At 58.1% G+C, this 23713-nt stretch carries 22 protein-coding genes; 1 reads left to right on the top strand and 21 read right to left on the bottom strand.

What is annotated here, in order from left to right; all coding sequences use genetic code 11:
* Positions 1-4 precede the first annotated feature (4 nt).
* The 11 genes from asnB to SFY93_RS05235 all read right to left on the bottom strand — a co-directional run bounded on the left by asnB (position 5) and on the right by SFY93_RS05235 (position 13372).
* On the bottom strand, positions 5-1990 hold the full coding sequence (gene asnB, locus SFY93_RS05285) for an asparagine synthase (glutamine-hydrolyzing) (protein ID WP_320446294.1): 1986 nt from the start codon (positions 1988-1990) through the stop codon (positions 5-7).
* Between the two features lie 3 nt (positions 1991-1993).
* A complete protein-coding gene (locus tag SFY93_RS05280) occupies positions 1994-3247 on the bottom strand; it encodes an O-antigen ligase family protein (RefSeq protein ID WP_320446293.1) in 1254 nt (417 codons plus the stop codon).
* Positions 3244-4464, bottom strand: a complete 1221-nt coding sequence (locus SFY93_RS05275; protein WP_320446292.1) for a glycosyltransferase — start codon at positions 4462-4464, stop codon at positions 3244-3246. Before SFY93_RS05275 ends, SFY93_RS05280 begins: the two co-directional genes overlap by 4 nt.
* 368 nt (positions 4465-4832) lie before the next feature.
* A complete protein-coding gene (locus SFY93_RS05270) occupies positions 4833-5531 on the bottom strand; it encodes a helix-turn-helix transcriptional regulator (protein ID WP_093757979.1) in 699 nt (232 codons plus the stop codon).
* Between the two features lie 284 nt (positions 5532-5815).
* Positions 5816-7090, bottom strand: coding sequence for a polysaccharide biosynthesis/export family protein (locus tag SFY93_RS05265; protein ID WP_320446291.1), 1275 nt, complete (start codon positions 7088-7090; stop codon positions 5816-5818).
* The gene (locus SFY93_RS05260; RefSeq protein WP_320446290.1) at positions 7068-8237 is read right to left on the bottom strand and encodes a hypothetical protein; all 1170 of its coding nucleotides are present in this window, start codon (positions 8235-8237) and stop codon (positions 7068-7070) included. The genes SFY93_RS05265 and SFY93_RS05260 overlap by 23 nt, the downstream gene beginning before the upstream one ends.
* 119 nt (positions 8238-8356) lie before the next feature.
* Positions 8357-9364: an SDR family NAD(P)-dependent oxidoreductase gene (locus SFY93_RS05255; protein ID WP_320446289.1), complete on the bottom strand. Its 1008-nt coding sequence runs from the start codon at positions 9362-9364 to the stop codon at positions 8357-8359.
* 5 nt (positions 9365-9369) lie between these two features.
* The gene (locus SFY93_RS05250) at positions 9370-10074 is read right to left on the bottom strand and encodes a sugar transferase (RefSeq protein WP_320446288.1); all 705 of its coding nucleotides are present in this window, start codon (positions 10072-10074) and stop codon (positions 9370-9372) included.
* Positions 10075-10076: 2 nt separating this feature from the next.
* Positions 10077-11213 carry a DegT/DnrJ/EryC1/StrS family aminotransferase gene (locus tag SFY93_RS05245; protein WP_320446287.1) on the bottom strand — a complete coding sequence of 379 codons (1137 nt, stop codon included), beginning with the start codon at positions 11211-11213 and terminating at the stop codon, positions 10077-10079.
* 76 nt (positions 11214-11289) lie between these two features.
* The gene (locus SFY93_RS05240; protein ID WP_320446286.1) at positions 11290-12012 is read right to left on the bottom strand and encodes a sugar phosphate nucleotidyltransferase; all 723 of its coding nucleotides are present in this window, start codon (positions 12010-12012) and stop codon (positions 11290-11292) included.
* A gap of 559 nt (positions 12013-12571) precedes the next feature.
* Positions 12572-13372, bottom strand: coding sequence for a LuxR C-terminal-related transcriptional regulator (locus tag SFY93_RS05235; RefSeq protein ID WP_320446285.1), 801 nt, complete (start codon positions 13370-13372; stop codon positions 12572-12574).
* Positions 13373-14014: 642 nt separating this feature from the next.
* Here SFY93_RS05235 and SFY93_RS05230 point away from each other — a divergent pair.
* The gene (locus tag SFY93_RS05230) at positions 14015-14698 is read left to right on the top strand and encodes a LuxR C-terminal-related transcriptional regulator (protein ID WP_320446284.1); all 684 of its coding nucleotides are present in this window, start codon (positions 14015-14017) and stop codon (positions 14696-14698) included.
* A 115-nt stretch (positions 14699-14813) separates the two neighbouring features.
* On the opposite strand, the gene SFY93_RS05225 is transcribed toward SFY93_RS05230, so the two are convergent.
* From SFY93_RS05225 to folB, 10 genes are all read right to left on the bottom strand, one after another.
* Positions 14814-14966 carry a helix-turn-helix domain-containing protein gene (locus SFY93_RS05225; protein WP_320446283.1) on the bottom strand — a complete coding sequence of 51 codons (153 nt, stop codon included), beginning with the start codon at positions 14964-14966 and terminating at the stop codon, positions 14814-14816.
* A gap of 753 nt (positions 14967-15719) precedes the next feature.
* Positions 15720-16247 carry a DUF5943 domain-containing protein gene (locus tag SFY93_RS05220; protein WP_320446282.1) on the bottom strand — a complete coding sequence of 176 codons (528 nt, stop codon included), beginning with the start codon at positions 16245-16247 and terminating at the stop codon, positions 15720-15722.
* A gap of 1 nt (position 16248) precedes the next feature.
* Complete coding sequence (locus tag SFY93_RS05215; RefSeq protein ID WP_320446281.1) at positions 16249-17226, bottom strand: dipeptidase; 978 nt, start codon at positions 17224-17226, stop codon at positions 16249-16251.
* 78 nt (positions 17227-17304) lie between these two features.
* Positions 17305-18024, bottom strand: coding sequence for an ABC transporter ATP-binding protein (locus tag SFY93_RS05210; RefSeq protein WP_320446280.1), 720 nt, complete (start codon positions 18022-18024; stop codon positions 17305-17307).
* Positions 18021-18809 (bottom strand): ABC transporter ATP-binding protein, encoded by a 789-nt coding sequence (locus SFY93_RS05205; RefSeq protein WP_320446279.1) that lies wholly within the window; start codon positions 18807-18809, stop codon positions 18021-18023. The genes SFY93_RS05210 and SFY93_RS05205 overlap by 4 nt, the downstream gene beginning before the upstream one ends.
* Positions 18806-19972, bottom strand: a complete 1167-nt coding sequence (locus SFY93_RS05200; protein WP_320446278.1) for a branched-chain amino acid ABC transporter permease — start codon at positions 19970-19972, stop codon at positions 18806-18808. The genes SFY93_RS05205 and SFY93_RS05200 overlap by 4 nt, the downstream gene beginning before the upstream one ends.
* Entirely contained in the window at positions 19969-20880 is a 912-nt protein-coding gene (locus SFY93_RS05195) for a branched-chain amino acid ABC transporter permease (RefSeq protein WP_320446277.1), read from the bottom strand. Before SFY93_RS05195 ends, SFY93_RS05200 begins: the two co-directional genes overlap by 4 nt.
* A 22-nt stretch (positions 20881-20902) precedes the next feature.
* Positions 20903-22087: a branched-chain amino acid ABC transporter substrate-binding protein gene (locus SFY93_RS05190; RefSeq protein WP_320446276.1), complete on the bottom strand. Its 1185-nt coding sequence runs from the start codon at positions 22085-22087 to the stop codon at positions 20903-20905.
* A 265-nt stretch (positions 22088-22352) separates the two neighbouring features.
* The gene (gene purU, locus SFY93_RS05185) at positions 22353-23201 is read right to left on the bottom strand and encodes a formyltetrahydrofolate deformylase (RefSeq protein ID WP_320446275.1); all 849 of its coding nucleotides are present in this window, start codon (positions 23199-23201) and stop codon (positions 22353-22355) included.
* 100 nt (positions 23202-23301) lie between these two features.
* Entirely contained in the window at positions 23302-23709 is a 408-nt protein-coding gene (folB, locus tag SFY93_RS05180) for a dihydroneopterin aldolase (RefSeq protein ID WP_320446274.1), read from the bottom strand.
* Positions 23710-23713 lie beyond the last annotated feature (4 nt).

Here is a 23713-nt window from a genome sequence, read left to right as displayed (position 1 = left end):
TCCTCTACTGTGCGGGCTCGAGGGTATCTGCCGATCGGCACGTACTCTGTTCAACCATCATTCCTAGCCATGATTGCAACATCAGGACGGCCCATAGCATTCGCGAGTGATCGCGATTGCCACTCAGATGATCCTGCCAGCAGCTCTGGACTCGTTGTACGTCCAGCAAATTCTGGCGGTTAAGGCGTGATTCGGAGAGCAGGTCTGCAGCCCATGAGCGCAGGGGGCCTTTCAACCAGGCGCCAACAGGCACGTCGAAGCCCTGCTTGGGTCGATCTATCAAGTGGCGCGGCAAGTAACGGCTGAGAACCTGCCGCAAGATCCACTTGCCCTGTCCGTCGCGCACCTTGGCCGTGTTCGGCAGTCGCCAGGAGAATTCCACGACGCGATGGTCGAGAATTGGACAGCGCGCTTCCAGGCCTGTCGCCATGCTGGCGCGATCGAGCTTCACCAGAATGTCGCCGGGGAGATAACCGATCATGTCCCGCACAATGAAGTCGGATAGAAGATCGTTCAACGGTGGCACCTTAGCCGAATCGGTTACCTGTTCCGGGGTCAATTGCAGCTCGGAAAGCCGCATAACTTTCCGGTACATGTCGTCGGCGTCATTGCCTGCAAACAGCTGTGCAAGGCGGTTGACCCGGTCGCTTCCGATCATCCGTCGTAGGCGGCCAGGAAGAGGCAACGCGTCAGCGATGTCTTCCCGCAAACCGCGGGCGAGCAATGACACACCCATTGCCGCCGTTCGCCGAAGTGCTCGATTGGAGTTAAGGAGGGGAGCTAGACGGGCGGTCAAAAGATGCCTGGAATATCCAGCAAAACATTCGTCTCCGCCGTCACCGGAGAGGACAACAGTTACATCCCGGCGGGCGAGGCGAGATAGCAGCAGGGTCGGAATCTGCGATTCGTCGGCGAACGGCTCATCCCAAATACGGGGCAGTTCGGGAATGACATCCATGGCCTCCGAGGGAGTGAGACGTAGCTCCGTGTGGTCCGTGCCGAGGTGACGAGCCACGGCCGCGGCACTGGCCGCTTCGTCGAAGGCGGGCTCGCCGAAACCGATAGTGAACGTGCGGACGGGCCGGGTGGATTGGGATTGCATCAGGGCGACGACAGTTGAACTGTCGATGCCGCCGGACAGGAACAGCCCGATTGGCACGTCGGCAACCATGCGCTCACCGACAGCCTCGCGAAGTAGGCCATCAAGATGCGACACGAGCTCGCCATCGTCAGCGGAAACGGGGTTTCTTCGGCCGTGCTTTGCGATGTCGGTCAGCGACCACCAAATGCGCGCCTTTGCCCGAAGCGCTGCAGCATCCCGAGATGCCCGAAGTTCATCGGTGCCGAAAGATAGAATGTTGCCGGGCGGAAGTTTGAAGACATCTTTCCATATACAATGTTCATCCGGTAGCCAGCCGCGGGCGAGAAATTCAGCGACCCCGCGCGGATTGACCTCCGCAACGAAATCGGGGAACGCGTCGATCGCCTTCAGTTCTGAAGCAAAGACAACGGCATTTCTCGTTCTGGCGACGTATAGGGGCTTCTTTCCCATTCGATCGCGGGCCAGATGGAGCGTACGGGTCTGCCGATCCCAGAGGCCGATTGCGAACATGCCGTTGCAGCGCGCCAGGGCAGCCTCGAATCCCCATCTCTCGATCATCGCGAGCAAGACCTCGGTATCGCTGCTGCCGATGAAGTTCTGGCCGAGGCGTTGAAGCTCCTGTCGCAACAACAGATGATTGTAGATCTCACCATTGAATGTGATGACGAATCGGCCGCTCTCGGAAAGCATCGGTTGTCGCCCCGCGTCGGTGAGGTCAACGATGGAGAGCCGGCGATGCCCGAATGCAATCCCGGCGTCACGATCGCACCACGAACCGTGGGCATCGGGTCCGCGATGGTGCAAACGATTCGTCATTCGGCCGATCGCATCCAGATCGGCGGATCGGGAAGCTTGTGGCATCTGAAGAATTCCGGCGATTCCACACATGATCTAGCTTCCGATATGCGTGTGCGGCGACGCCGGGCGCGCCGATCCGAGGATCAGGCTGAGAGCAAACGCGAACCACACGATGGGATGACGCAAGATGAAATGGCTGATGCTGAAAATGGCCAGCGCAGCGAACAATGCTGCCAAGGCATCGAGCTTCGCTCGGAACATAAGCATGAACGTGCCTGCGAAGAGGCCGCACACGGCAATCACAGCGAGCAGGCCACCTTGCGTAAATATATCCAGCAGTGTGCTATGGGCTTCGAAAGGAGTTGGAAGCGCCTTGTTATTGGCGACGTTCGGCTTCTCGAGATGCGGGCCTGGCCCCAGCCCGAGCGATCCGGTTTCCAGCCCTCGATGGAGTGCATCTTCCCAGAGTTGCAGTCGCAGGGACGCGGTGCGCTTCGTTGCCTCGCCGCCACGGTCCTTGGCCAGACTGATTGCCAGACCTTCAAACTCATCGGCGGTCGCGACGGCATACGGTGCTAATGCGAGCGCCAGAGGGACGGCGGCGGCGACGACCAGAACCGCGACCACCGACCGGAAATTTAGTCTGTGCTGTGGCGAGGTCAGCCAACTGCGCAAACGCAGCAAAGAAAAGATCGCGGTGGCAATCACCATCGCAACAAGAAATGTATCGCTTTTGGTCAGGCGCCCGACGGCGAAGGTTAGCAGGCAACTGAATGATCCCGCTATGCGGCCAAACCCTTTGGCCGATAGGGCAAGGCTGAGAGACAGCGGCGTCAAAACGGCGCAATAGAGAGCGATCTGATTGGGATTCTCCGCCCAGCCTCGAAATCGATCCCAATACCATGGATCGACCGACGGCAGGCTGATGATGGACCAGCCCGCAGCGATCTGAAGGACCAGTGCGATGTTCCAGAAAGCGAGCAGGAACCATTGGGTTTGACGTAGGGCAGCGTTGGCTTCCATCGTTGCGACGATGAGGCAGGTCAAAGCTGCCACCAACAGATACGCGAAGGTGTCGTGCAACATCGAGGGAAGGTCCAGCTCCTGGCTCAGATAGGCCACGCATGTCCCTATGCTCAGGGCGAGTGCAAGACAGGCCCAAAACGCACCGATTCGGAGCAAAGCTGTCGCGTTGTAAATCTGGCCGGTAACGACGACCCGCAATGAGACGAAGGCTAGCCACAGGACAAGACAGACCTCGCCAACGCCCAGCGGAATTCCGGGAAGGCGCAGCTGTGAAGCTGTCGTAAGCACGATGCCAAAAGAAAGAAGCGCATTGGCGATCATGATGATTTCCCGCTGTGCTGGCTAACCCTTCGATCTTCATGGACGTCGCGAGACAAAGCAGCCGGATCTTCGCTTCGCCTCCCGGTGAAAATCAGCTTCCTGTAAAGATCGGCGTAGCGGTCAGCCACGACGTTCAGGTCGAACTCACGGCGCACGAGCGCGATCGAGCGCTGTCCCATGCTCTTTGCGCGGGCAGGATCCTGGAGAAGATCGAGAATGGCTGCGGCGAGCGCACGCGGGTCCCGGGGCGGCACCAAATGGCCATTGCAGTTCTCCACCACAACATCGCCGCAGCCTGGCATACGCGTGGCGACAATAGGCACACCCGCCAATCCTGCTTCCAGCAGAACACGGGGGATTCCTTCCCGATACTCCGTCGGGAAGGCAAAGACATTCGCGATTCCGAGAAGCGCAGGAACGTCGGATCGCGCACCGAGAGCGATTACGTGTGGTGCGTATCGATCAATCAAAGCCTGATCCACGGCAAAAGGACCTTCGCTCTCCCTTGGACCGACAAGCAAGAAACGAACGCGGGGCCGCGCTTCGCGGACAATCGCCGCTGCATCCAGAAGCGTGGGTATGCCCTTTTGTACGGTCAGTCGGCTCACAGTCATGACGACTTCGTCGTCACCGAGTCCGAGTTCTGTACGAAGTTGTGCGGTGGACGGCGCCTGAGCCCGCGCTGTGTCGAAAGCATCGACATCGATTCCCGAACTTCCGATCAGTACAGCAGGGCTTTTGCCAAGCAGACGATAGCGGCGGAAAAAGTCGCTATCCTCCTTGTTCTGAAATACCGTTGCCGAGGTCCAGCAGGCGGCCAACCGCTGCAGAGCTAGGTAAGCTGGCCTGAATGCAAGAGCTTTCAGCTGTGCGGAGGAGAATACCCAACCCATTCCGTTGATGGTGCGCACAATGGGGATTGCGCCTCTCACCGCAAGAGGAGCAAGCAGATTTGGTTTGGTATCGAACGTTTGAACAACGTCCGGTCGAATGCCACGCACAAGCTGTGAGAGCTGGCCGACAGCTAGGCGGTCAGCAACCCGTGCGCCGAATCTATTGAAGTCATAGCGGTGATACTCGATGCCGCTATTTGAGAACGGGAGTGCAGCGCCAGTACCGGCAGCGCTCACCCGAAAGCCGCGACTGCGCAAAGCTGCCAGAAATGGGATCCGCAGGGCATGATCCTCGCCTCCCACACAAAGCACATGCAACGTCATGCTATTCCTTTCGGGCGCAATCGGAATGCAGCTCAGTCGATCCGGAGAATCGGCTACAGATGAATTTCGATGTCCTCGCGTATGAGCGGACGGTGTGAGCTTACGAGGCGATCACAAAGTGTCTTCATTCGTTCGAATGACGGCCGCGTCGGAAGTATTCGGCGATCCTGAAGAATTGAGACATCGACACCACGAGGATTACTCCGAAGCGCGTTTGGCATGATGTACGTAAGCTGAAGCGTCGCGTCGTCAGATCCGGACTCAGTTCAAACGTCGGAGCAAAGCTGGCCTGTCGGCGACCCGTTTCACTTGCGCTGTGTTTATGCCCGGATGCACAAGGAGGCTTGCCTGGGTGCCTATCGTCGGACTCAATTACCGGGAGAAGGCAGGACGGCGACACGCCCGAGTAATGCAACCAGCTCCGCCTGCCGCCGTGTCTGTGTCTTGACGAACAGGGAGGCCAGGTGTGAGCGGATCGTCGTCCGGCTCAGTCTTCGGGCGCGAGCAATATCGAGCAAATTATGGCCGCGCGCCAATTCGACTGCAAGCTGGGTTTCCGCGGCTGTGAAGCCGAACAAACACCGGAGCGCCTGGGGCGTCGGCTCTGGATGAGCGTCGAGATCGAGCAGAATGATGGTGCTGGTTTCATCCGTCCAAACATTGACCATCTGGCTTACAAGGCTGGTGACGCCCTCCTTGAAGGAAGTCGCGAGCCATGATGTCGAGCCAACGGGAATTTGGGCCCCCGCACGGTTCACCAGCTGCTTGACGGCGCTGTAGAGCGTTTCAGGGCTGGTAGTGAGGTTGCATTCGCGTTCCAATATCGCACGCCCGATTGCGCTCACGTCAAGCACGCAGCCACGCTTGAGCAGAACTTGCCCGCAGCCAATACGCGCCAAAACCGCGTGTAGGACGTCACGTTGTTCGCCAAGGTCGGGCTTCTTGCCTGGATCAGCGTCTGGCCGGATAGCGGGAGCACGATTCGAAATGTTGAAGATGGATTCCCTGCAGGGATGAAGCGATGCAATTGCGCCGGGCAATGTGGCGCTCTGGTTCAAATTCAACATGTCGTCATTCCCTTCGCCTACTACTTCAATCGAATGACAAGGATTGATCGGAGGGAAAGCATTCCAATTTCGATGAGCCATGTAAATGTTCAAATTGGGGTAATCCGACTGCACATTTGGCTGAGGCAGTCTACTATTCGTGGGGCCTCTAGCGGTCTGAATGACATGGAGGAAATGTCGGCTGGAAAAGCGATGCGCGCCTCAGCGCGCAGTTTTGTGCAGGCGTCCGGCCAGAGGTCGTAAGCGCGGTATCCTTTGTGGGTACCCCCGCTTGTGCCAATGGCTCAATTGGATGCGCTGGCCACTCCCGAAGGGCGCAGCGAAACTTCGACCACATCTCCCGGCTCTACATCGAAATCGACTGATGCGACGATCCTGTTCCACTGCTGGCCGACCTTTCGCGCGATCGTTACCTCTGCTCGGAGATCGCTGGTTCCGACAGGTAGTGCTCCCGCACCACCGACAGGCTGCAATTTTTGACTCAACGCCTGCAATTTAACCCGTAAGTCCGCCATGCGAACGGTTGAATCCTTCAACTCGCGCAACAGATTGATGGTTCGCTGATTGGCGCCCCGCTCGATCTGGCGCACGAAGTCGTCGCGCTGACGTTGCAGCCGCATGACTTCGACCATCGTCTGAAGACGCCTTGTCGACGACAACAGAAGAGCGCGTCGGCTTTCCGTAACACGGGGGCTTGGCAATGATCCTGCGCCAAACAACTTGGCTACCCGGTCCAGCTCATCCTCATCGGCCTGAACACCCTTTTCCTCACCGTCCTGCTGCTTCCTGAGGGTTACGAGCTGAGCCTCCGATTGTTTGACTGCATCCTCCAGAAAGCTTCGTTCCTTACGATAGTCGATTTGCGCGGTCTTTAGCGACGCCGCCTCGGATTGCATGATCGACTCGATGACGGAGGCCGGCAAAGATACTTCGCTGGGTATCTTCTGATCGAAGCTGTCATTGCCCTGGAGTTCCGCATTGGTGCGGATCACGTGGATATACTCTTTGATGTACTCGGTCGACAAAGATTGGTAATCGCGCAACAGATCCGCCGGATCGATGGCACCGACCTGACCGCGAGAACGCAACAGGCTAAAGCCACCGGCGACTGCAACGGCTTGGCGTACAGTCATGGACGCGCGATACACCAGCTGTCCGGGCGTGAGAACGTCGCCTGTGACGTAGATCGGTCGATATTCCACGACGCTCGTGATCACGTCCCCAGGCTTGATGACGAGCGCCTGCTCTCGCCCATCCGGTGAGCGCTGACGCAGAATCCTGGACTGCAGCAGCGTCTCCATGCGAGTCTGAAGTTCCGACGGGGTCAGACCTGCAACCGGCACCGTACCGACCCCGGGAAGAGCAATGGTGCCGTCAATCTGGATCTGAGCTCTATTGCGCTGTTCAGGCGCTCCACCGACCGATACCTCGACAGTATCGCCAGGCGAGAGGCTGTATTGAGCTCCAAGGCAACCGTCGCTGCCTGCCAAGACAATGATCCCTGCCCAGACGCTAATGGGGACATAGCTGAAAGTCTTACTGCGCCTGTTGCCCTTCATGACGATCTCCTTGCGCTAAGTCGTTTCCGCTGTCTCGATCAGCCCAGTCGATGCGGGAAACAAAATCAAATACCGGCCCGCCTCGTTGCCCCCAGTTGCTCGACCAGATGACTTGCGATCCATCAGGAGAAGGTGAGCCATGCGTTTCGCTCCAATAGTCATACGGAGCATTGCGCGTATGCGCGATACGTCGAAACTCGCCACTGCCATCGATTTTAAGTGCGATAACTTCCTGAGCGAACGGGGCCACTTTCTTACCGCCGGCGGGAGCGAGCGCGGCGCCGGCATAACTCATGAAGACCCAGCCGGGACGGCGTATCGCTCGCATCGATGCATGCTGAGCTTCTCCATAGGGAGCGAGCGCCGTGACCTGTCCGTCCTGGAGTCTCCGTTTGATGACCTGATACTTGTCGGGCGCCGACTTGCTGATACCTACATAAACTTCATGGCCATCGATATCGACGGTCATGTCGCCATGGCCGGGCCGGTGATGCTCGGTCCAGCTCTGCAGGAGATCGCCCTCAATGCTGAAGACAAATGCTTGATCTGTGAAGTCAATGAGAGACTGCTGGCAGAATATGTGCTTGCCCAGCGGCGAGATCCCGCAATAGTTATTTTTACCGGGAATTCGCCCCAAGTCGATGTCGGGAAATTTCCGGCGATCCGAAAGATCCAACGCAAATGCGACAAGCGTGCCCTGTTGGCTGATGGCGCGCACCACGATACGGTTGCCGTCCCATGAGGGATTGCCCTTGTAGGGACCGAATTGAAGCTCGCGATATGCTTCAGTCTCAAGAATTACGTCTTCGGCATTGCTTCGCGGCGACCATCGCGAAATGCGGCGCCCGGCGACACAAATCATGAGCTCCGGATCTTGCGGATGCCATTCGCATTCACCCCCGCGCTGTCGCCGGAACAGTGGGGCATAGGTGTGTCCATCAAGAAAGCACAGGCCATTGCAGCCGTTGACAATCAAAAGCAGGCTCTGGTCGGCGTTCCACGCCTGCGCGCTCGAATAGCGATGGGTGCAGTAGGAACGCTTGCAAACCATGCCGTTTCCCATCGGACCGTCAGGCGTGGTCACACGTACAAAGGTCGTACCGAGGGATGCGTCGGCGGCTGGCGCGAGATAGCCAGGCAAATCCATGACGGGCGCCGGGAGGAATTTGGCGTTTGCGAGCGATTCCGTTGAGACGGGTCTCGAGGAAGCGAGCAAGACAAGGGCGCCACAGCACAGGAGAGCTCGGGCATAACCCAGCGGGGCCATCATGTGATGAAATCCCGCTGCCGCCGGACTTGCTTTCCCGAAAGGCGATAACGCCACCAGTCAACTGTCCGTTCCAACCCTTCCCGCAGCGTGACCTGCGGTGACCATCCCGTTGCATGGACGAAGCGGGTGCAATCAGCGAGCAACGCTCGCACTTCCGAATTTGTCGGTCGCAGACGTTTCTCGTCCTGAAGCACAGGCTTGTCGCTGGAAGTAAGGTCGACGATGACATCAATCAGGTCGCGGATCATGATCGCCCGCTGACTACCTGCGTTATATGGCTGGCCGTATTCGATGCCCTCGGCCAGTCCGGCAGCCATGAACGCGGCTGCCGTATCTGCCACGAATGTAAGGTCGCGCACGGTCGTTGCATCCCCGATCATGATCGCGGGGCAAGAGGGATCGAGCGCTTGCCGTATAATGGCGGCGATGATCGCCCTTTCGCTCTGTCGTGGCCCAAACGTATTGAATGGCCTGAGGATGACGACCGGTACACCGAACGACTTCGCAAAAGCCCCGGCCATCATGTCTGCGGCTATTTTGGAGGCGGAGTACGGCGATTGTCCCTGCAGCGGATGAGTTTCATCGATCGGCATTGTTATTGCCGTGCCGTAGACCTCGCTGGTCGACGTGTGAATGACCCGCTCGGTGCCGCACTGCCGCGCGGCCTCGAGCACATTCAAGGTGCCGAGCACGTTTGTTTCGACATAGGATTGCGCAGCGACGTAGGAATAGGGGATCGCGATCAGTGCGGCGAGATGAAAGACGATTTCGTGGCCGGGTACGAGACGACCGACGAAAGCCGCATCGCGGATGTCGCCGCGGACCAAGTTGACTTTCTTTCGGGTCGAATCCGGAAGGTCGTCCAGCCAACCATGGCTATCGAAGGAATTGTACTGGGCAAGAGCGGTAACGTTGGCACCTGCCGAAACAAGCGCTTCGGTCAGGTGCGAGCCAATGAAACCGTCGGCTCCCGTGACGAGAATTCTGGCACCAAGGTAATTCATGGCCGTCAATGTCCGGTTTGTTGTTTAGATTCTTTCGATTGATTCTTCCGCGTGTATTCGGTCCACGATCCCACCGCGATTGCCCAAGCCGCACGAACAATCCAGCCGAGATCAGAAGCCAGTGTTCGGCGCGGGAAATAAGCGAGATCGATTTTCGCCTTGGTCGGGAACAGAACTTGTCGATAGAAATCCACAGCCGCAACGTTAGCGGGATAGAGCTTGCTTTCATGTCGAAACATGACCTGGCACGGACCAACAAGACCGGGCTTGTGGTCGAGAAGCTTCTCGAAGCCACCGTGAAAGCAGTCGAAGAATGCAAGCGATTCAGGCCGCGGTCCCACGAGCGCCATGTCGCCGCGCAAAACGTTCCAGAGTTGCGGTAGCTCGTCCAGCTTGCTCGCGGCAAGGATGCGGCCAATCCTAGTCAGGCGGCCGTCTCCCTCCATTGTGAGCGGACATCCATGCCGGTCGCAATCCGGCCTGAACTTGCGAAATTTGTACATGCGGAATGGTCGTCCATTTTGCCCGAGACGAAGTTGCGAGAAGAAAATCGGCCTTCCGCCTTCGATCCAGATAGCAAGTGCTACGATCAGGAAGAGAGGAGCGAGAGTGGCTGTCGCAGCACCGGCAAACAGAATATCAAGGGCGCGCCGCAAGCCCACCTGCGTAACAGGAGTTGACGCCAGGAGCTGGTTCGCTGCCCCGCGCATGGCTACGCGATTGCCCCTAACGGAAACTCCGTGCCAAGTGCGGCTGCAAGCGAATTCACTACCTGTTCCACATCGGCCGGGTTCATCCGAGGGTGCAGCGGCAGCGTGAGCTCACGTTGGGAAAATTCCTCGGTGCGCGGCAAAAATGTATCGGGATAGAGTTCTCTGTAGAATGTCAGGTGGTGGACGGCGGGATAGTGAATGGTAGTCTGTATCCCGCGCTTGCGTAGCCGATCGATTACGGGCTGCCGATCGGTTGCCGTCGGCAGGACGACTGGCATCAGATGATGCGCCGATGGCCATGGATTCGCGAAGGGTATCATCACCGATGGGCAATGCTCCGCCATCAACTGACGATAGCACAGTGACAGGCGTCGCCTGGTGTCATTCCATTCCGGAAGTTTCTTGAGTTGGGCAAGGCCAACGGCAGCGCGCAAATCGTCCATACGATAGTTGAATCCGAGGATCGTAACATCGTAATCGGGACGACGACTGGTGAGGCGCTGTCGCGTGCTGCTTGTCATGCCATGAGACCGTGCTCGCTTGATGGTTTCCCTCAAAGCGCGGCTGCGGGCGATAATGGCGCCGCCCTCAGCGGTCGTCATGTTCTTGTTGCCGTAAAAGCTGAATGCTGCCGCCTCGCCATAGGTCCCCACTGCGGGCAGTCCGGGCGCATGAGCTGCATCCTCGATCAGGAGCAGGCCCTTGCGACGAGCGAAAGACTGCCAAGTGTCGCGATGCGCGAGGTAACCGGCGAAATGGACGAGAATAATCGCTTTTGTTCTCGATGTGCATTTGGCTTCAGCATCATCCAGCGACATCAACGGAATCTCGGCCGAATCGATATCGACGAAGACGGGGCGCGCTCCCACATAGAGAACGCTATTGGCCGTGGCGACGAAGGTCAGCGATGGAACGAGAACTTCGTCGCCCGGTCCAATGCCGAGCGCGTGCAGAATGAGGTGGAGGGCTGCCGTGCAGGAGCCGACGGCGATCGAATCCTCGGCCTCATGAAGATGAGCAAACGCTTGTTCGAACTCCCGGACCCGGTCTCCCATCGTAACCCAGCCGCTCTCGATGACAGAAGCTAGGGCTGTTTGCTCGTCCGGACCCAGGACTGGCTCTGATACCAATAGCATGTGTTCATCTCCAATCCCGGATTCAGCGATACGTTTGAGATTGCACGAGCAGCAGCCGTAACATGCAGCGTCTTCGTCAGGCCGCGACGGTTGCTACAAATGCCGGGGGCGACTGCTCGTCCCATGCAATATCCTGAGCCTTAAGGAAGTCGTCCACCCGCCCGATGTCGAGCCACATGCCGTTGTGCTTGAATACGTTCACGGGTATTTCCTCTTCCAGCATCTGGGCCATCAGATCGTCGAAGCCGAATGGAACACCTGACGGAATGCGATCCAGCACCGAGGGATCCATGCAGTAGATGCCCATACTCACGAGATGCGACAGTTCGGGCTTCTCGCGGAATCCGGTGACGCAACCGCCCATCTCGTCGATCACGCCAAAGTCCATCTTGGTAGGACGTGTGGCGGTGGCGATCGTGAGGGGACCTTGGTGTCGGCGATGACAGCTCACGAACTGACTGAGGTTCAGGTCCGTGAGCACATCGCCGTTGAGGACCAGAAACGGCGTATCGAGTTGTTCTCGCAAAAGTGACAGCGGGCCCATCGTTCCAAGCGGTTCCACTTCCTGCGTGTAAACGATCTGCATGTTCCACTGATTGCCGTCGCCGCAAACGCTGCGAATAAGGTGGCCCAGATATCCAGTCGTGATGAAGACTTCTCTGATCCCGTTTCGTCTAAGCCATTTGAGCAGGAGCTCGAGGACGGGCCGCGATCCGATCGGCATAAGCGGTTTCGGCAAGATAGATGTATGCGGACGCAAGCGCATTCCCTTTCCGCCGCATTGGATGACAGCCTTCATATTATCCTCCTCTGTTGCCCGAGCGCGCAATCGCTCATCATATCAACGCGACGGCCCGACCTGGCGCTGATGGCCGAACCGCAATGGCATTGACGAGAAAACTAGACGCTGACTATCCACACGTCTTCGTGCGTTTGCATGAGATGTCGCAATGATAGTTGGATTGCACGCGAGCGCACGTATTGCAGAGGCAGCGCTGCAGTTCGCAGTAGTGCATGATGGGACGAGACAGACCGAACCGGACTTCGGCTGCATCGCTGGCGTGCGATATCGCGAGGCCCGATTGACATCGCTGCGCTTGGAATGACGACGACAGCGCAACGAGCCGGCTTTTCAGAAAGCCTGTTAGAAACTGACGCCCCGGCATCCCTCACGCGCGCGAGCGACATCGCACTAACCGTTGCCAAGATCGGTGGAATGATTTATTGAATCGCGTCGCAAAAACACGCGCGATCGTCAGCACCTCACGTATCCATGTTCGATCATTCACCGGCGCGAGCGCCACGCTCCGACAACCACCGATCGGCGCGACTTGCTCGCCTACGCCAACAATCGCTGACTATTTGCCGATTCGTGCCGCGCCGCAGATCTTTCCGTTGATGCCCTTACGGATCAGACCGTCGATGCGCGAGACCTCAATATGATTTGGCTCGTGGTTGATCACACCCAGCGGCACTGGCGTCTCGTTTTTCTTGATCTCGGAGATCATCGCAACGGGATTTGAAAGCCGACCTTTCGAATCGCCAGCTAAAGGCGGGGAGTTGCTGTTCGCTGGCTCGGCCAGCGATCCGTTGTTCATCCCCCAAATCGCGGCCTGTGTCCGATTCTGGACCCGGAGCTTGCGAAGGATCGCCTTGACGTGGACTTTTACAGTTGCCTCGGCGATATGGATCGTTCGCGCGATGCTTTTGTTGGAGGCGCCTTCAATCAGGCAGTGCAAAATTGATTTTTCCCGCGGAGACAGCTGCGGCGTGGTCATATCTTCTGTTGCGATAAGAATCGCCTGCGTCTTGTTTTGGTCGCGCGGCCCCGTCTCGCCTGAGTGACTGCCTTCGGGAGCAAGAACAGATGATAGAAATTCCGGAGGAAAGATCGTTTCACCCATCATGATCAGTTCGATGGATTTTATGAATACATCGCAGGTCATAACGTTGACAAAGTAGCCGTTGGCACCTGCCCGAAACGCAGAAGCCAGTTCGTCGATCCGATAATGATCGGCCACGATCGCAATGCGCCCGCCCGGATGGTAGTCCCTGAAAAGTTCGATTTGTTCAATCGCGGCGTCAAAATCATCGCCGGTGTGAGCAATAAGAAGCAGAGGCTGGTGTGCTTGCGGTTGACCCGGGAGCAAATCATCCACGCTTGATACTGAGGCTAGGATACGAAAATTTGCTGAGCGTAAAATCCTGGCAAGACCTTCTCTGAGTAAAGTATTTTTCCCAACGAGAATTGTAAAAAAAGATTGTTGCCTCCGCATCGCGACCCTCCCAACCATACGCAACTGATTTAAAAAACTGAGCGATTGAAATTCAGCTCATTCTTGGTGATCTGTCGGCGGTTAAGCCCCGCTTCTTCGGCAGAAATTTTGGCATTGGAATATTTTCAGTCGGCAAGAAACTCTGTCTTTTTAGAAGCATTTCGTCGTCGAATTGAAGACGCCTCCCTTCTCGTTTGAGACGATTTTATGAATGTTAGATGCGAATTCCCGATCTCCCTATATACCTTTAGTTATAGGCGATGGGCCGGTACTGAGGGATGTCGTTCATAATAGTAAACGGGGGGGATCACCGCAGACTCCGCAGAGGGAGTGCGTGCTTCGTCATGTGGGACATCCATCCTTGAGTGATAGTTTCAGATACGTCCACCCAAAGTTGTGACGCGTTTTCGTTGTTGCGTTGCGATGTAGCGTAACGAATTTGAGCCTCCAGAAAATTAGGCTAAGAAGGGAATATTCGGGGTAGCGTGGCGTTTAAGTTTTGGGGGGCTAGGCTGAGGACCGCCCATGCGTTGCACCAGTGTCGTGATCGCAGACCGCCATCCTGTGGTTCTGCAAGGTTTGACGAGCGTGCTTGAAGCGCAAAACGGCTTCAAGGTTGTCGCGTGCTGCAGCACTGGCCCGAGCTGTATCGAAGCGATTCGAAATTTAACGCCGGACATCGCCATTATAGACATCGAAATGCCAGGCCTGACCGGGCTGGAAATCGTTGCCATCGCCAACTCCGAGGGGCTTTCAACGCGGGTCGTCTTTTTCGCCGCTGTCGTTGAAGATCGCCAACTGGCTTTATCGGCCGCTGCTGGCGCCTACGGTGTCATCCTGAAGGACATGCCGCTCGAACCCCTGGTGCAGTCCTTGCGGGAGATCGCGGCTGGCCAAAGGCTATTGCCGCTTCCCGCGGTCAATCACGTTATACCTTCCGAACAGAAGAGTATCGCGATCACGGAGAGTGTTCTGGCGGTGTTGACAGAGCGCGAGCGTCAGATCATGCGCCTGGTCTCTGAAGGGTTGTCGAACAAAGAAATTGGGCGGCGGCTGAATATTGCTGATGGTACCATCAAGCAACATCTCCATCACATCTATCAGAAGCTTGAAATCAACAACCGGACAGTGCTTGCGGCGCTTGCCATATCGCACAACGAACGTGGGGGCTTTCTTGAGGATCGGGCTCTGTCGATTCATTGTGACTGAGCGTCTGCAGTCGCACTGCTGGCCCATATGCCATTTCCACCTTACCGCCAGCGCGGAGGCTGAAAGGACCCTGATGCGCGGCTTCACCACCCTGCGCGACATCGGTGGGCCTTCTTCAGAAAATCGCTGGGGAACCTGCATTGCCAGTCGCGCGGCGCCATGCCCCCGGCGGCAGTCCGGTCGCGGCGGAAAAGACGCGGGTGAAGTGGCTTTGATCGGCAAAGCCACAAGCCAGTGCGACATCGGCCAACGACATATCGGTCTTCATCAGAAGGCCTCGAGCCTGCTCGACGCGCTGGGACAGGATCCACTGGCCGGGCCACGAAGCCACCACGCAGGATAGCCCGAGAAGAAACCACGGTCTTGTCTGTAAGTCATAGGCATTGAACGATCGGCCACCACGCGGCGTTCCGAACGCTTCTCCGCGGCCTGACTTGCACCCCTCTGCTATGCTTCGGAAACTATATCGATGCATGCAGCCGTGCATATCGATGCGCCGACGTAGGCACATGAGATCGTGACCACCGCCGAACTTGCGGACGCAACTGATATTTGCCACCGACGGGTTCGTAATCGAGGTAACCCGCGGCCACCAAAGCTCGGGTCAGCCGGGACACGATCGGCTTCGAAGGTACTCGACGATATTTCCAAGACAATCTCGGAGAAGCCTATCGAACGCGCTTGTATCGACCGATTGCGCCGAGACGGGACAATCCCATAGGGCGGAACCCCTAGCGGTCGTTGCGTGGACGCACCACGAGGCCCACCATGAAATTTTAGATTCCAATCACGGTTCTACGCGGAATACTCGTACGGCGAGCCGCCCCTTGGTAGCACAGACCCACGATTATTCGCGCGATAACTCACGGTGACCCAAATGCGGCAGCATCTAACGAGGCAGCGGCACCGCTGCCGGAGGCCTCTCGTCTACTGCAACTTTCTGAATGCTTGGCCGATCTGATTGCGCTAGCCAGGCTAGGCGCGTCTCAATACCGTTGCAGACGGACTTCGCCGGCTCAAATTAAGCCGGCTCGACCTTGAACAGACAATGATCGTGAGCGCCTTCAGCCTCGCAATAGACCTCCTGCGCCCGCAACCTGACCTCACGACCGGCACTTGCGGCAACATATTCGAGCGAGCCCTCGAGCCAAGATGCAAACATGTAACACACCTTGCGACCGCTGTTGCGGCGCTCGCCATCAACCATTGCCGAATTTCGCAAGCGCACTGTCGCCGTCCCTGCTTCCGGCGACACGTCGAGCACGTCAAATTGGCCCCATCCGCGCTGCGTGATGCGGCGCATATAGTGACGGAACACATCGACGCCGGACATGCCGTGGAATTCGGCTTCCTTCTCGCACCAGTAATAGGCCGAGCGATGGCCGGCCGGCCGCAGAATGCGCTCCAGCTCCGCAGCTCCCACCGCCGCCTCGATGGCGAAGTGGTTGTTCATATAGAAATGCTGCGGCACCAAGATCATATTGGTCGCATCGACCGACCACCGCCCGGTCTGGTCATCGACATTGATGTCAACCTGCGGCTTCCCCATCTCAGGCCCCCCAGACAGTCTTCAGGAGATTGACCCAGTTCTTGCCAATGACGGCCTCGATGCGTGAGGCTTTCCAGCCGCGCTTCTCCATGGCGGCGGTGAGATTTGGCCATTCGCCGATAGTCTTGATCCCTTCGGGATTGATGACGTCGCCGAAATTGGTGAGGCGGCGGCCATACCCCTTGTCATGGGTGATCCAGTCGAAGAATTCCTGGCCATAGCCCTGCGTGAAGTCGGTGCCGATGCCAACGCTGTTCTCACCACAGATATCGATGACGTATTCTATCGCCTCGACATAATCGTCCACAGTCGACGCCGGACCGCGCTTCAGGAAAGGCGGGAACATGGTGACGCCCACAAAGCCGCCGTGATCAACGATGAAGCGCAGCTGCTCGTCGGACTTGTTGCGCGGATGCTCCTTCAAGCCGGCTGGCAAGCAGTGCGAATAGGCGACCGGCTGCTTGGAGGCGAGGATGACGTCTTCACTGGTCTTCGATCCGACATGCGACAGGTCGCAGAGGATGCCGAGGCGGTTCATCTCGGCGACGACATCGCGGCCGAAGTCGGACAGGCCACCGTCCTTGGACTCGTAGCAGCCGGTGCCGACCAGGTTCTGCGTGTTATAGGCCATCTGGATAATGCCGACGCCGAGTTCCTTGAACAGACCGAGATAGCCTATCTGGTCTTCGATGCCGGTGACATTTTGCCAGCCCAGGATAATGCCGGTCTTGCCTTCTTCCTTGGCTTTGAGGATGTCAGCGGTGGTGTAGACCTGCTTGAGGATATCGCTGTTCTCGGCGAACCAGCGCTTCCACTTGACCACATTGCGCATGGTAGCTTCGAAGCCTTCCCAGACGCAGCAGGTGCAGTTGGCGGCGGTCAATCCGCCCTTGCGCATGTCCTCGAAGACCGGACGCCCGAAGTCCGAGATGATCAATCCATCGACGACGATGGCGTTTTCATGAATGGTTGAGGACATGACGTTTCCTTTCAGATGATAGTCTGACTTTTCGTTATGATGCGGCAGCCATATCAGCTAACGCGACGTTCTTTCTGATCAGTGCGCTCCACCGAAGTAGGCGCTTTGGACCTCCTCGTTCTTTGCCAGCATCTCGGAGTCGCCCTGGACGATGATCTTGCCTTGCGACAGCACATAGCCGTAATGGGCGATGGCGAGGGTCTGGTTGACGTTCTGCTCGACCAGGAGGACGGTCACACCGGTTTCGTTGAGCCGGCGGACGATGTTGAAGTTCTCCTGCACGAACAGTGGAGACAGACCCAGCGATGGCTCGTCGATGATCAGAAGCTTGGGATCCGTCATCATTCCGCGGCCGATCGACACCATCGCCTGCTCACCACCGGACATGGTGCCGGCAAGCTGCTTGGCGCGCTCTTTCAGGCGAGGAAACACCTCATACACCTTGCCAAGGCGCGCTTTGACCGTCTTCTCCGCATTGACGAGATAGGCTCCGACCCGAAGATTCTCTTCGACCGTCATCTTCGCGAAGATCCGGCGCCCTTCGGGAATGCACGCAATCCCGAGACCGACGATCTCGTGGGTTGCCATCTGATCGAGCGTCTTGCCTTCGAATGCGATGGAGCCCGCGCGCGGCGGGGTCAGTCGCAGAATCGAGCGGATCAGCGTTGATTTTCCGGCGCCATTGGAACCGAGAATACAGGTGATCTTGCCCGGCTGCACGTCGATGGAAATGCCGGACAGCACGTCGGCCCGATCATAGGCGGTGAAGATGTTCTCGACTGCGAGATGACCGCTCATGCTTGCCCCAGATAGGCTTCGCGGACCACAGGATCAGCCGCGACATCACGGAATTTGCCTTCGCAGATCTTCTTGCCGTAGTTCAGCACGACACAGCGATCGGTGACGCGTTCGATCAAGCCCATCTCGTGCTCAACAATGATGATCGTGAGCCCGCCAAGCGATTTGCGGATGCCGAGAATTTCATCCACCACCTGATCCGTCTCGTCATGGGTCATGCCGGCAGACGGTTCATCGAGCAGCACAAGCTTTGGCTTGCCGATCAATGCGCGGCAGATCTCAACCCTGCGCCGATCGATCATGCCGAGCGAGATCGCCGGATCGAACAGCTTGTCCGGCAGCGCGGGATTGAAGACATGCAGCAGCTCGCGGGCTTCATCCGCGATTTTCTGCGCTTCCGCGGCGAATGATTTCCGCTGCACGATATTGTGCCAAAGGCCATTGTTCAGCGTTCGCTGCGCACCCAGCGCAATATTGTCGAACACCGACAGCGACAGGCATAGGCGCGATCGCTGAAACGTGCGCGACAGGCCATAAGACGAGATGTTGTGAGCCTTCTCGCGGGTGATGTCGATGTCACCCAGCAAGATCTTGCCTGCACTTGCGGAATAGACACCGCTGATCACATTGAGAAACGTGGTCTTACCCGAGCCGTTCGGCCCGATCAGTCCGAGCACTTCGCCATTGCGGACGTCGATGCTCAGCTCATTAAGTGCGAACAGGCCGCCGAAACGGACCGTCAAGCCGCGGCTCTCGAGCAGCACGTCGTTGGACAAGCTCGTCATGCGCTTGCCTCCGTATGCAGTTTCCGGACCCGGCGCGCCACGAGGCCGTCCGGGCGCATGGTCAGGATCGCGATGACCAGAACGGCATAGAAGATAAGCCGGTATTCCTGGATAAACTGAAGCTTTTCGGGCAGCAGGACGACGATCAGTGCCGCCGGCAGCACGCCCCAGCGATTGCCTATGCCGCCCAGGATCACGATGGACACCATCACCAGCGAGTCGCCGAATGTGAAATTCGCGGGCGCGATGAACCCAGTCATTTTCGCATAGACCGCCCCCATCAGGCCGGCCAGGAAGTTGCCGATCGTGAATGCCAGCACTTTCCAGTAAGCTATCTTTAGTCCGAAAACGGATGCTGCGGTCTCATCGAGGCGCACCACATCGAACCAGACACCGACCCACGAGCGGTCCAGCAGTCCGACAAAGATCATCGCCAGCGCCGTCAGAATACCGGTCAGGATCACGTAGTTCACATAGGACGACAGCACGAGGCCGAAGATATGGATGTCATTGGTGAAGTCCCAGCCAAACAAATTGATGCCGGGAAGCTTCAGGCCTTGCGGACCGCCAAAGAAGTCATTCGCATCGAGAAAGACATTAAACATCACGCCGAACGCCATGGTCGTCAGCGCGCCGTAGTGTCCGCGGGTGCGCAGCACCGGGAGGATGAGCAGCGAGCCGATGAAGACCGCGACCAAGCCGCCGCAGACCAAAACCAGCGCATCGGGCAGACCGCCCTGCCGTCCTAGCATCGCTGCGGTATATCCGCCGGTGCCGGCGAAAGCTGCGGCTGCAAAGTTGGTCAGGCCAGCATAGCCCATCTGCACAGTGAGGCCGAGGCAGATCGTCGCGTAGATCAGCACCGTTGCCAGCATCAGCAGGCCGAAATTGTCGTCGCGCAGCACGACGATGACAGCGAGCGAGGCCACCGTTATCAGGCCACGCAGCAGCCAGGGATTTTCCGAAGCGGCGACTTCCGTCGCGGCGACGCCTCCGAACCGAGCGGCGCAGAAGCAGACCGCAGCCGTGATCGCCAATGCGGCGCCCAGCAATTTCTGGTTTTCGATCAGGACCAGCGCCGTGAGCGCCACTGCAGCGAAGGCCACAGCAACAAACAGCGGCCACACCGGCACCCGTACAAGCGTCCGAGAGGTCGGCGTCATACCCGCTCGCTCCCGCGTTCGGCGAGAAGCCCGGTCGGTCGCCAGGTGATGAGGACGATGATCAGCACGAAAGCGAACACGTTCTTGTAGTCGCTCATCGACGGCATCGCAGCGACGACGAAAGTCTGCAGCCCCGCGAACAGATAGCCTCCGATGATCGCGCCCCAGATATTGCCGAGACCGCCCACGATCGCAGCCGTGAAGCCGATTACGGCCAACAGCAGGCCCATGCTGTAATTGATCTCGCTGTAATACAGCGCATAGATCATGCCGGCGAAGCCTGCGGTGATGGAGCCCAATGCAAAGGTCAGCGGGATGATGCGACCGAAATTGATCCCCATCACACGTGCCGTTTCGGTATCTTCGGCCACCGCCCGCATCGCAAGGCCGAATTTGGAGTGGTTGATGATCCAGTAAACGGCGCCGATCGAGGCGGCGCCGGCAATGATCAGGATAATAGCGTCCGTGCGGAAGAACGACGGACCGATATTGAAGCCTCCGGCCGGCAGCAATTCCGGAAAGCGCTGCGGATTGGTGCCGTTCGGAAAGAACAGCCGGATGGCTTCACGGATGGCCGTACCGACCATCATCGTCATCAGCAGCATGTTGAGCGGCGGCGCATTGCGCAGTGGCATGATGAGGAAATGCGAAATGCCGGCCCCGACCACCGCGGTCAGCGCCATTGCCACGCACAGCGCGGCAATGAACTGCAGCGGCACCGACAGTCCCAGCGCGTTCGCCGCCCAGACGGCGACGAGGCCTCCGAAGGCGCCGAGCGTGAGCACGTCCCCGTGCGAGAACTTGATCACGTTCATGACGCCGAAGAAGATGGTGAACCCCATGGCGACGAGGCCATAGATCGTTCCTTGCATCAAGCCGTTCAGCAGGTGTTGACCGATCATACCCATGGGATGTCCCGACGATCCGCGCTTACGGCAGGTTCTTGAGCTTGCGCTTGCCGGACACGTATTCGCTTTCTTCCCAGACCACCCACTTGCCGTCCTGGACGACATAACTCGTGGTCAGCGGCGTGATGTTCTGACCATGGTCGTCGAAGGTGACCGGACCGACGATGGATGGACGGTCCTTCACATCGCCAAGGTCGGCGGTGACCTTGGCGCGATCCGGCCCGACCTTCTCGATGGTCTCCATGACCAGACGGGTGGCGACATAGGCGAACGGTCCGTAAGCTTCCGGCGGTTCGGAATAGCCGGCAGCCTTGTAGGCATCCGAGAACATCTTGCCGCCCGGCATCTTGGACAGCGGCGGGCTGTCGAAGAAGGTCAGCGTGCCTTCGGCGAGCTCCGGACCAGCGGCGTTGACGAAGGCATCGCCCATGATGCCGGAATTGCCCTCCAACTGCGCGTTGATGCCGAACTTGGCCATCTGCGTGCGGAGGCGTGCGCCGAGCGGTGTCAGGCCACCAAAATAGATGACCTCCGGATTGAGCTCCTTGATCTTGGTCAGCTCGGCCGACAGATCCTGCTGATCCGGCGGGACCGAGAAGCTGCCCAGGATTTCATTACCGTTCTCGAGCGTGAACTGGGTGAAGTACTTGTTCATCGACTTGCCGTAGTCGGTGGAGTCGGCGAAGGACACGAACTTCTTGTAACCGCGTGCCTTCATGAACTGCGCGCCGATGCGGTTCTGGCCGATCAGGATGCCGCTGACGCGGTGCACTTCAGGATATTTCTTGGCATAGGTAATTTCGGGCAGCACTGCCGCCCACACGACCATCGGCATCTTGAAGCGATTGAAGATATCGACGGTGGCAATCGCGGTGGCGGAACAGTAATGCGGGATCGCGGCAATGATCGAACGGTCGGACGCGATCTTGGTGACGACCTGCACGCCCACGTTGGGCTTGCACTCGTCGTCAAGTACGACGAGCTCGTACTCATATTTGGTGTTGGGCTCGGCATTCATCAGCTTCACGGCCAGTTCGGCCGAGTTGCGTCCGCCAATACCGTGAGGCGAAATAGCGCCGGTCAGCGGACCCACGAAAGCGATCTTCACCTTGTCCTTGGCGAAGGCCGCGCTGAAGCTGCCAAAGGCCAGTGGCAACACGCTCGCAACGGCCAATGCGGCCAAACCACGCTTGCTAATCGTCCCCATCGCTGATCCTTCCAGGTTGATCCAGCCTGCAACGCTAGTGGTCCGCGAATGCGGCAGATAGGATGCACGCGCGCTGTTGCTTGTAGAATTGCGTCATAACTACCGAATATCGACTGCCTGTTCTTGGTTCGCGCGCCGACTGCTCGTCGGACTATTTTGCGTAGCAAACACAATGATTTCCGCTGCGCTGCAAAATTCATCGCGAAGATTAAATCTTGGCCTGTCGATGCTTTTCAAACGAGCATTCGTCGTTGCATTTCAGGCGCTAGAACACCACCGTTCTGCGTCCATTCAAAAGGACACGACGCTCGAGATGAAGCCGCACAGCGCGCGCCAGCACTCGCGACTCGATGTCGCGCCCAACGGCGACGAGATCGTCCGAGGACGACGCGTGCGTCACCCGTTCGGTCTCCTGTTCGATGATCGGGCCCTCATCGAGATCCGGCGTCGCGTAATGCGCGGTAGCGCCGATGATCTTGACGCCCCTGTCGTGGGCCTGGTGATAGGGCCGCGCGCCCTTGAAGCTCGGCAGGAAGGAGTGGTGGATGTTGATCACGTGACCATAGAGCTTGCTCGACAGATCGTCCGACAGGATCTGCATGTAACGTGCAAGAATGACCAGATCGGCGCCTTCCCTCAGATACAGTTCGTAGAGTTGCCGCTCCTGCTCTGGCTTGGTCTCGTTGCTGACAGGCCAGTGATAGTACGGGATCCCCGCCTTCTCGGCGATCGCTTCGCAGTCGCGGTGGTTTGACACGATCGCGACGACCTCGGCTTTCAGCCAGCCAACTTTAACCTGATACAAAAGCTGCTCGAGACAATGGTCCGACTTGGAGACCATGATGATCACCCGGGGACGCGACGCGGCATCGACCAGAACCGCGTTCATCTCAAACCGCGACAACACCGGTTTGAGCATCGATTCCAGGGTCTTCCGGCTGATCGAATCCGGCGTCTCGAAAGCAATGCGCATGAACAGGCGGTTGGTCGTCCTGTCCCAGAATTGCGCGCTTTCCAGGATGTTGCTATCGACATCGGAAATCGCCGTCGTGACGGTCGACACAATGCGCGGGCGATCCTGGCAACAGAAGGTCAGGATCCAGTTCTTCATCATCTTGCTTGTCTCGGTGGTGGATCGATCGTGTGGCTGCGATCGCCATGGGCTGAAAACATGTCGGTGTGGCTGCCGCGCAGCGGGACGGCGGAGCCTTGTATCACGCGATCCGACGATGCCTGTCGGCGCGGTATCGCGTCAGCCTTATGCCGACACCCTCGAAGATTGCCGTGATTGGCGCCTGCGGCTTGTGGACGGTGACGCGCACGGCGCTGGCGCGCGCATGGACATCGAGAATGCCGTCGGCGATGGCTGCCGCGGCCCGCTCCAACAGTACATGGCGCGACGCCAGAAATGCCTCAGTCGCGGTGGCGACGACCGACGCATAGTCGATCGTCTGTCCGATGTCGTCCGAACTGGCCGCATTGGAGAGATCGACCTGCAGATCGATATCGATCACGAAGCGCTGCCCCAGTTGCGCCTCGTGATCCAGCAAGCCGTGGCGCGCGTGAACATTCAGCCCTTGGATGAATATCCCGTCCGCCTGCCCCTCTCCCACACGCTCCATCAAG

Origin of the sequence: Tardiphaga sp. 42S5, assembly GCF_034044155.1 — a bacterium.
GTDB lineage: Bacteria > Pseudomonadota > Alphaproteobacteria > Rhizobiales > Xanthobacteraceae > Tardiphaga > Tardiphaga robiniae.
Note: the sequence above shows the minus strand (reverse complement) of the source record. Positions and strands in the feature narration are given on the sequence as shown.

What these genes read in the sequence shown, in the direction of transcription:
- asnB (WP_320446294.1), bottom strand. Translation starts at nt 1,990, where the DNA reads ATGTGTGGAATCGCCGGAATTCTTCAGATGCCACAAGCTTCCCGATCC.
- SFY93_RS05280 (WP_320446293.1), bottom strand. Translation starts at nt 3,247, where the DNA reads ATGATCGCCAATGCGCTTCTTTCTTTTGGCATCGTGCTTACGACAGCT.
- SFY93_RS05275 (WP_320446292.1), bottom strand. Translation starts at nt 4,464, where the DNA reads ATGACGTTGCATGTGCTTTGTGTGGGAGGCGAGGATCATGCCCTGCGG.
- SFY93_RS05270 (WP_093757979.1), bottom strand. Translation starts at nt 5,531, where the DNA reads ATGTTGAATTTGAACCAGAGCGCCACATTGCCCGGCGCAATTGCATCG.
- SFY93_RS05265 (WP_320446291.1), bottom strand. Translation starts at nt 7,090, where the DNA reads ATGAAGGGCAACAGGCGCAGTAAGACTTTCAGCTATGTCCCCATTAGC.
- SFY93_RS05260 (WP_320446290.1), bottom strand. Translation starts at nt 8,237, where the DNA reads ATGGATTTGCCTGGCTATCTCGCGCCAGCCGCCGACGCATCCCTCGGT.
- SFY93_RS05255 (WP_320446289.1), bottom strand. Translation starts at nt 9,364, where the DNA reads ATGAATTACCTTGGTGCCAGAATTCTCGTCACGGGAGCCGACGGTTTC.
- SFY93_RS05250 (WP_320446288.1), bottom strand. Translation starts at nt 10,074, where the DNA reads ATGCGCGGGGCAGCGAACCAGCTCCTGGCGTCAACTCCTGTTACGCAG.
- SFY93_RS05245 (WP_320446287.1), bottom strand. Translation starts at nt 11,213, where the DNA reads ATGCTATTGGTATCAGAGCCAGTCCTGGGTCCGGACGAGCAAACAGCC.
- SFY93_RS05240 (WP_320446286.1), bottom strand. Translation starts at nt 12,012, where the DNA reads ATGAAGGCTGTCATCCAATGCGGCGGAAAGGGAATGCGCTTGCGTCCG.
- SFY93_RS05230 (WP_320446284.1), top strand. Translation starts at nt 14,015, where the DNA reads ATGCGTTGCACCAGTGTCGTGATCGCAGACCGCCATCCTGTGGTTCTG.
- SFY93_RS05225 (WP_320446283.1), bottom strand. Translation starts at nt 14,966, where the DNA reads ATGAAGACCGATATGTCGTTGGCCGATGTCGCACTGGCTTGTGGCTTT.
- SFY93_RS05220 (WP_320446282.1), bottom strand. Translation starts at nt 16,247, where the DNA reads ATGGGGAAGCCGCAGGTTGACATCAATGTCGATGACCAGACCGGGCGG.
- SFY93_RS05215 (WP_320446281.1), bottom strand. Translation starts at nt 17,226, where the DNA reads ATGTCCTCAACCATTCATGAAAACGCCATCGTCGTCGATGGATTGATC.
- SFY93_RS05210 (WP_320446280.1), bottom strand. Translation starts at nt 18,024, where the DNA reads ATGAGCGGTCATCTCGCAGTCGAGAACATCTTCACCGCCTATGATCGG.
- SFY93_RS05205 (WP_320446279.1), bottom strand. Translation starts at nt 18,809, where the DNA reads ATGACGAGCTTGTCCAACGACGTGCTGCTCGAGAGCCGCGGCTTGACG.
- SFY93_RS05200 (WP_320446278.1), bottom strand. Translation starts at nt 19,972, where the DNA reads ATGACGCCGACCTCTCGGACGCTTGTACGGGTGCCGGTGTGGCCGCTG.
- SFY93_RS05195 (WP_320446277.1), bottom strand. Translation starts at nt 20,880, where the DNA reads ATGGGTATGATCGGTCAACACCTGCTGAACGGCTTGATGCAAGGAACG.
- SFY93_RS05190 (WP_320446276.1), bottom strand. Translation starts at nt 22,087, where the DNA reads ATGGGGACGATTAGCAAGCGTGGTTTGGCCGCATTGGCCGTTGCGAGC.
- purU (WP_320446275.1), bottom strand. Translation starts at nt 23,201, where the DNA reads ATGATGAAGAACTGGATCCTGACCTTCTGTTGCCAGGATCGCCCGCGC.
- folB (WP_320446274.1), bottom strand. Translation starts at nt 23,709, where the DNA reads ATGGAGCGTGTGGGAGAGGGGCAGGCGGACGGGATATTCATCCAAGGG.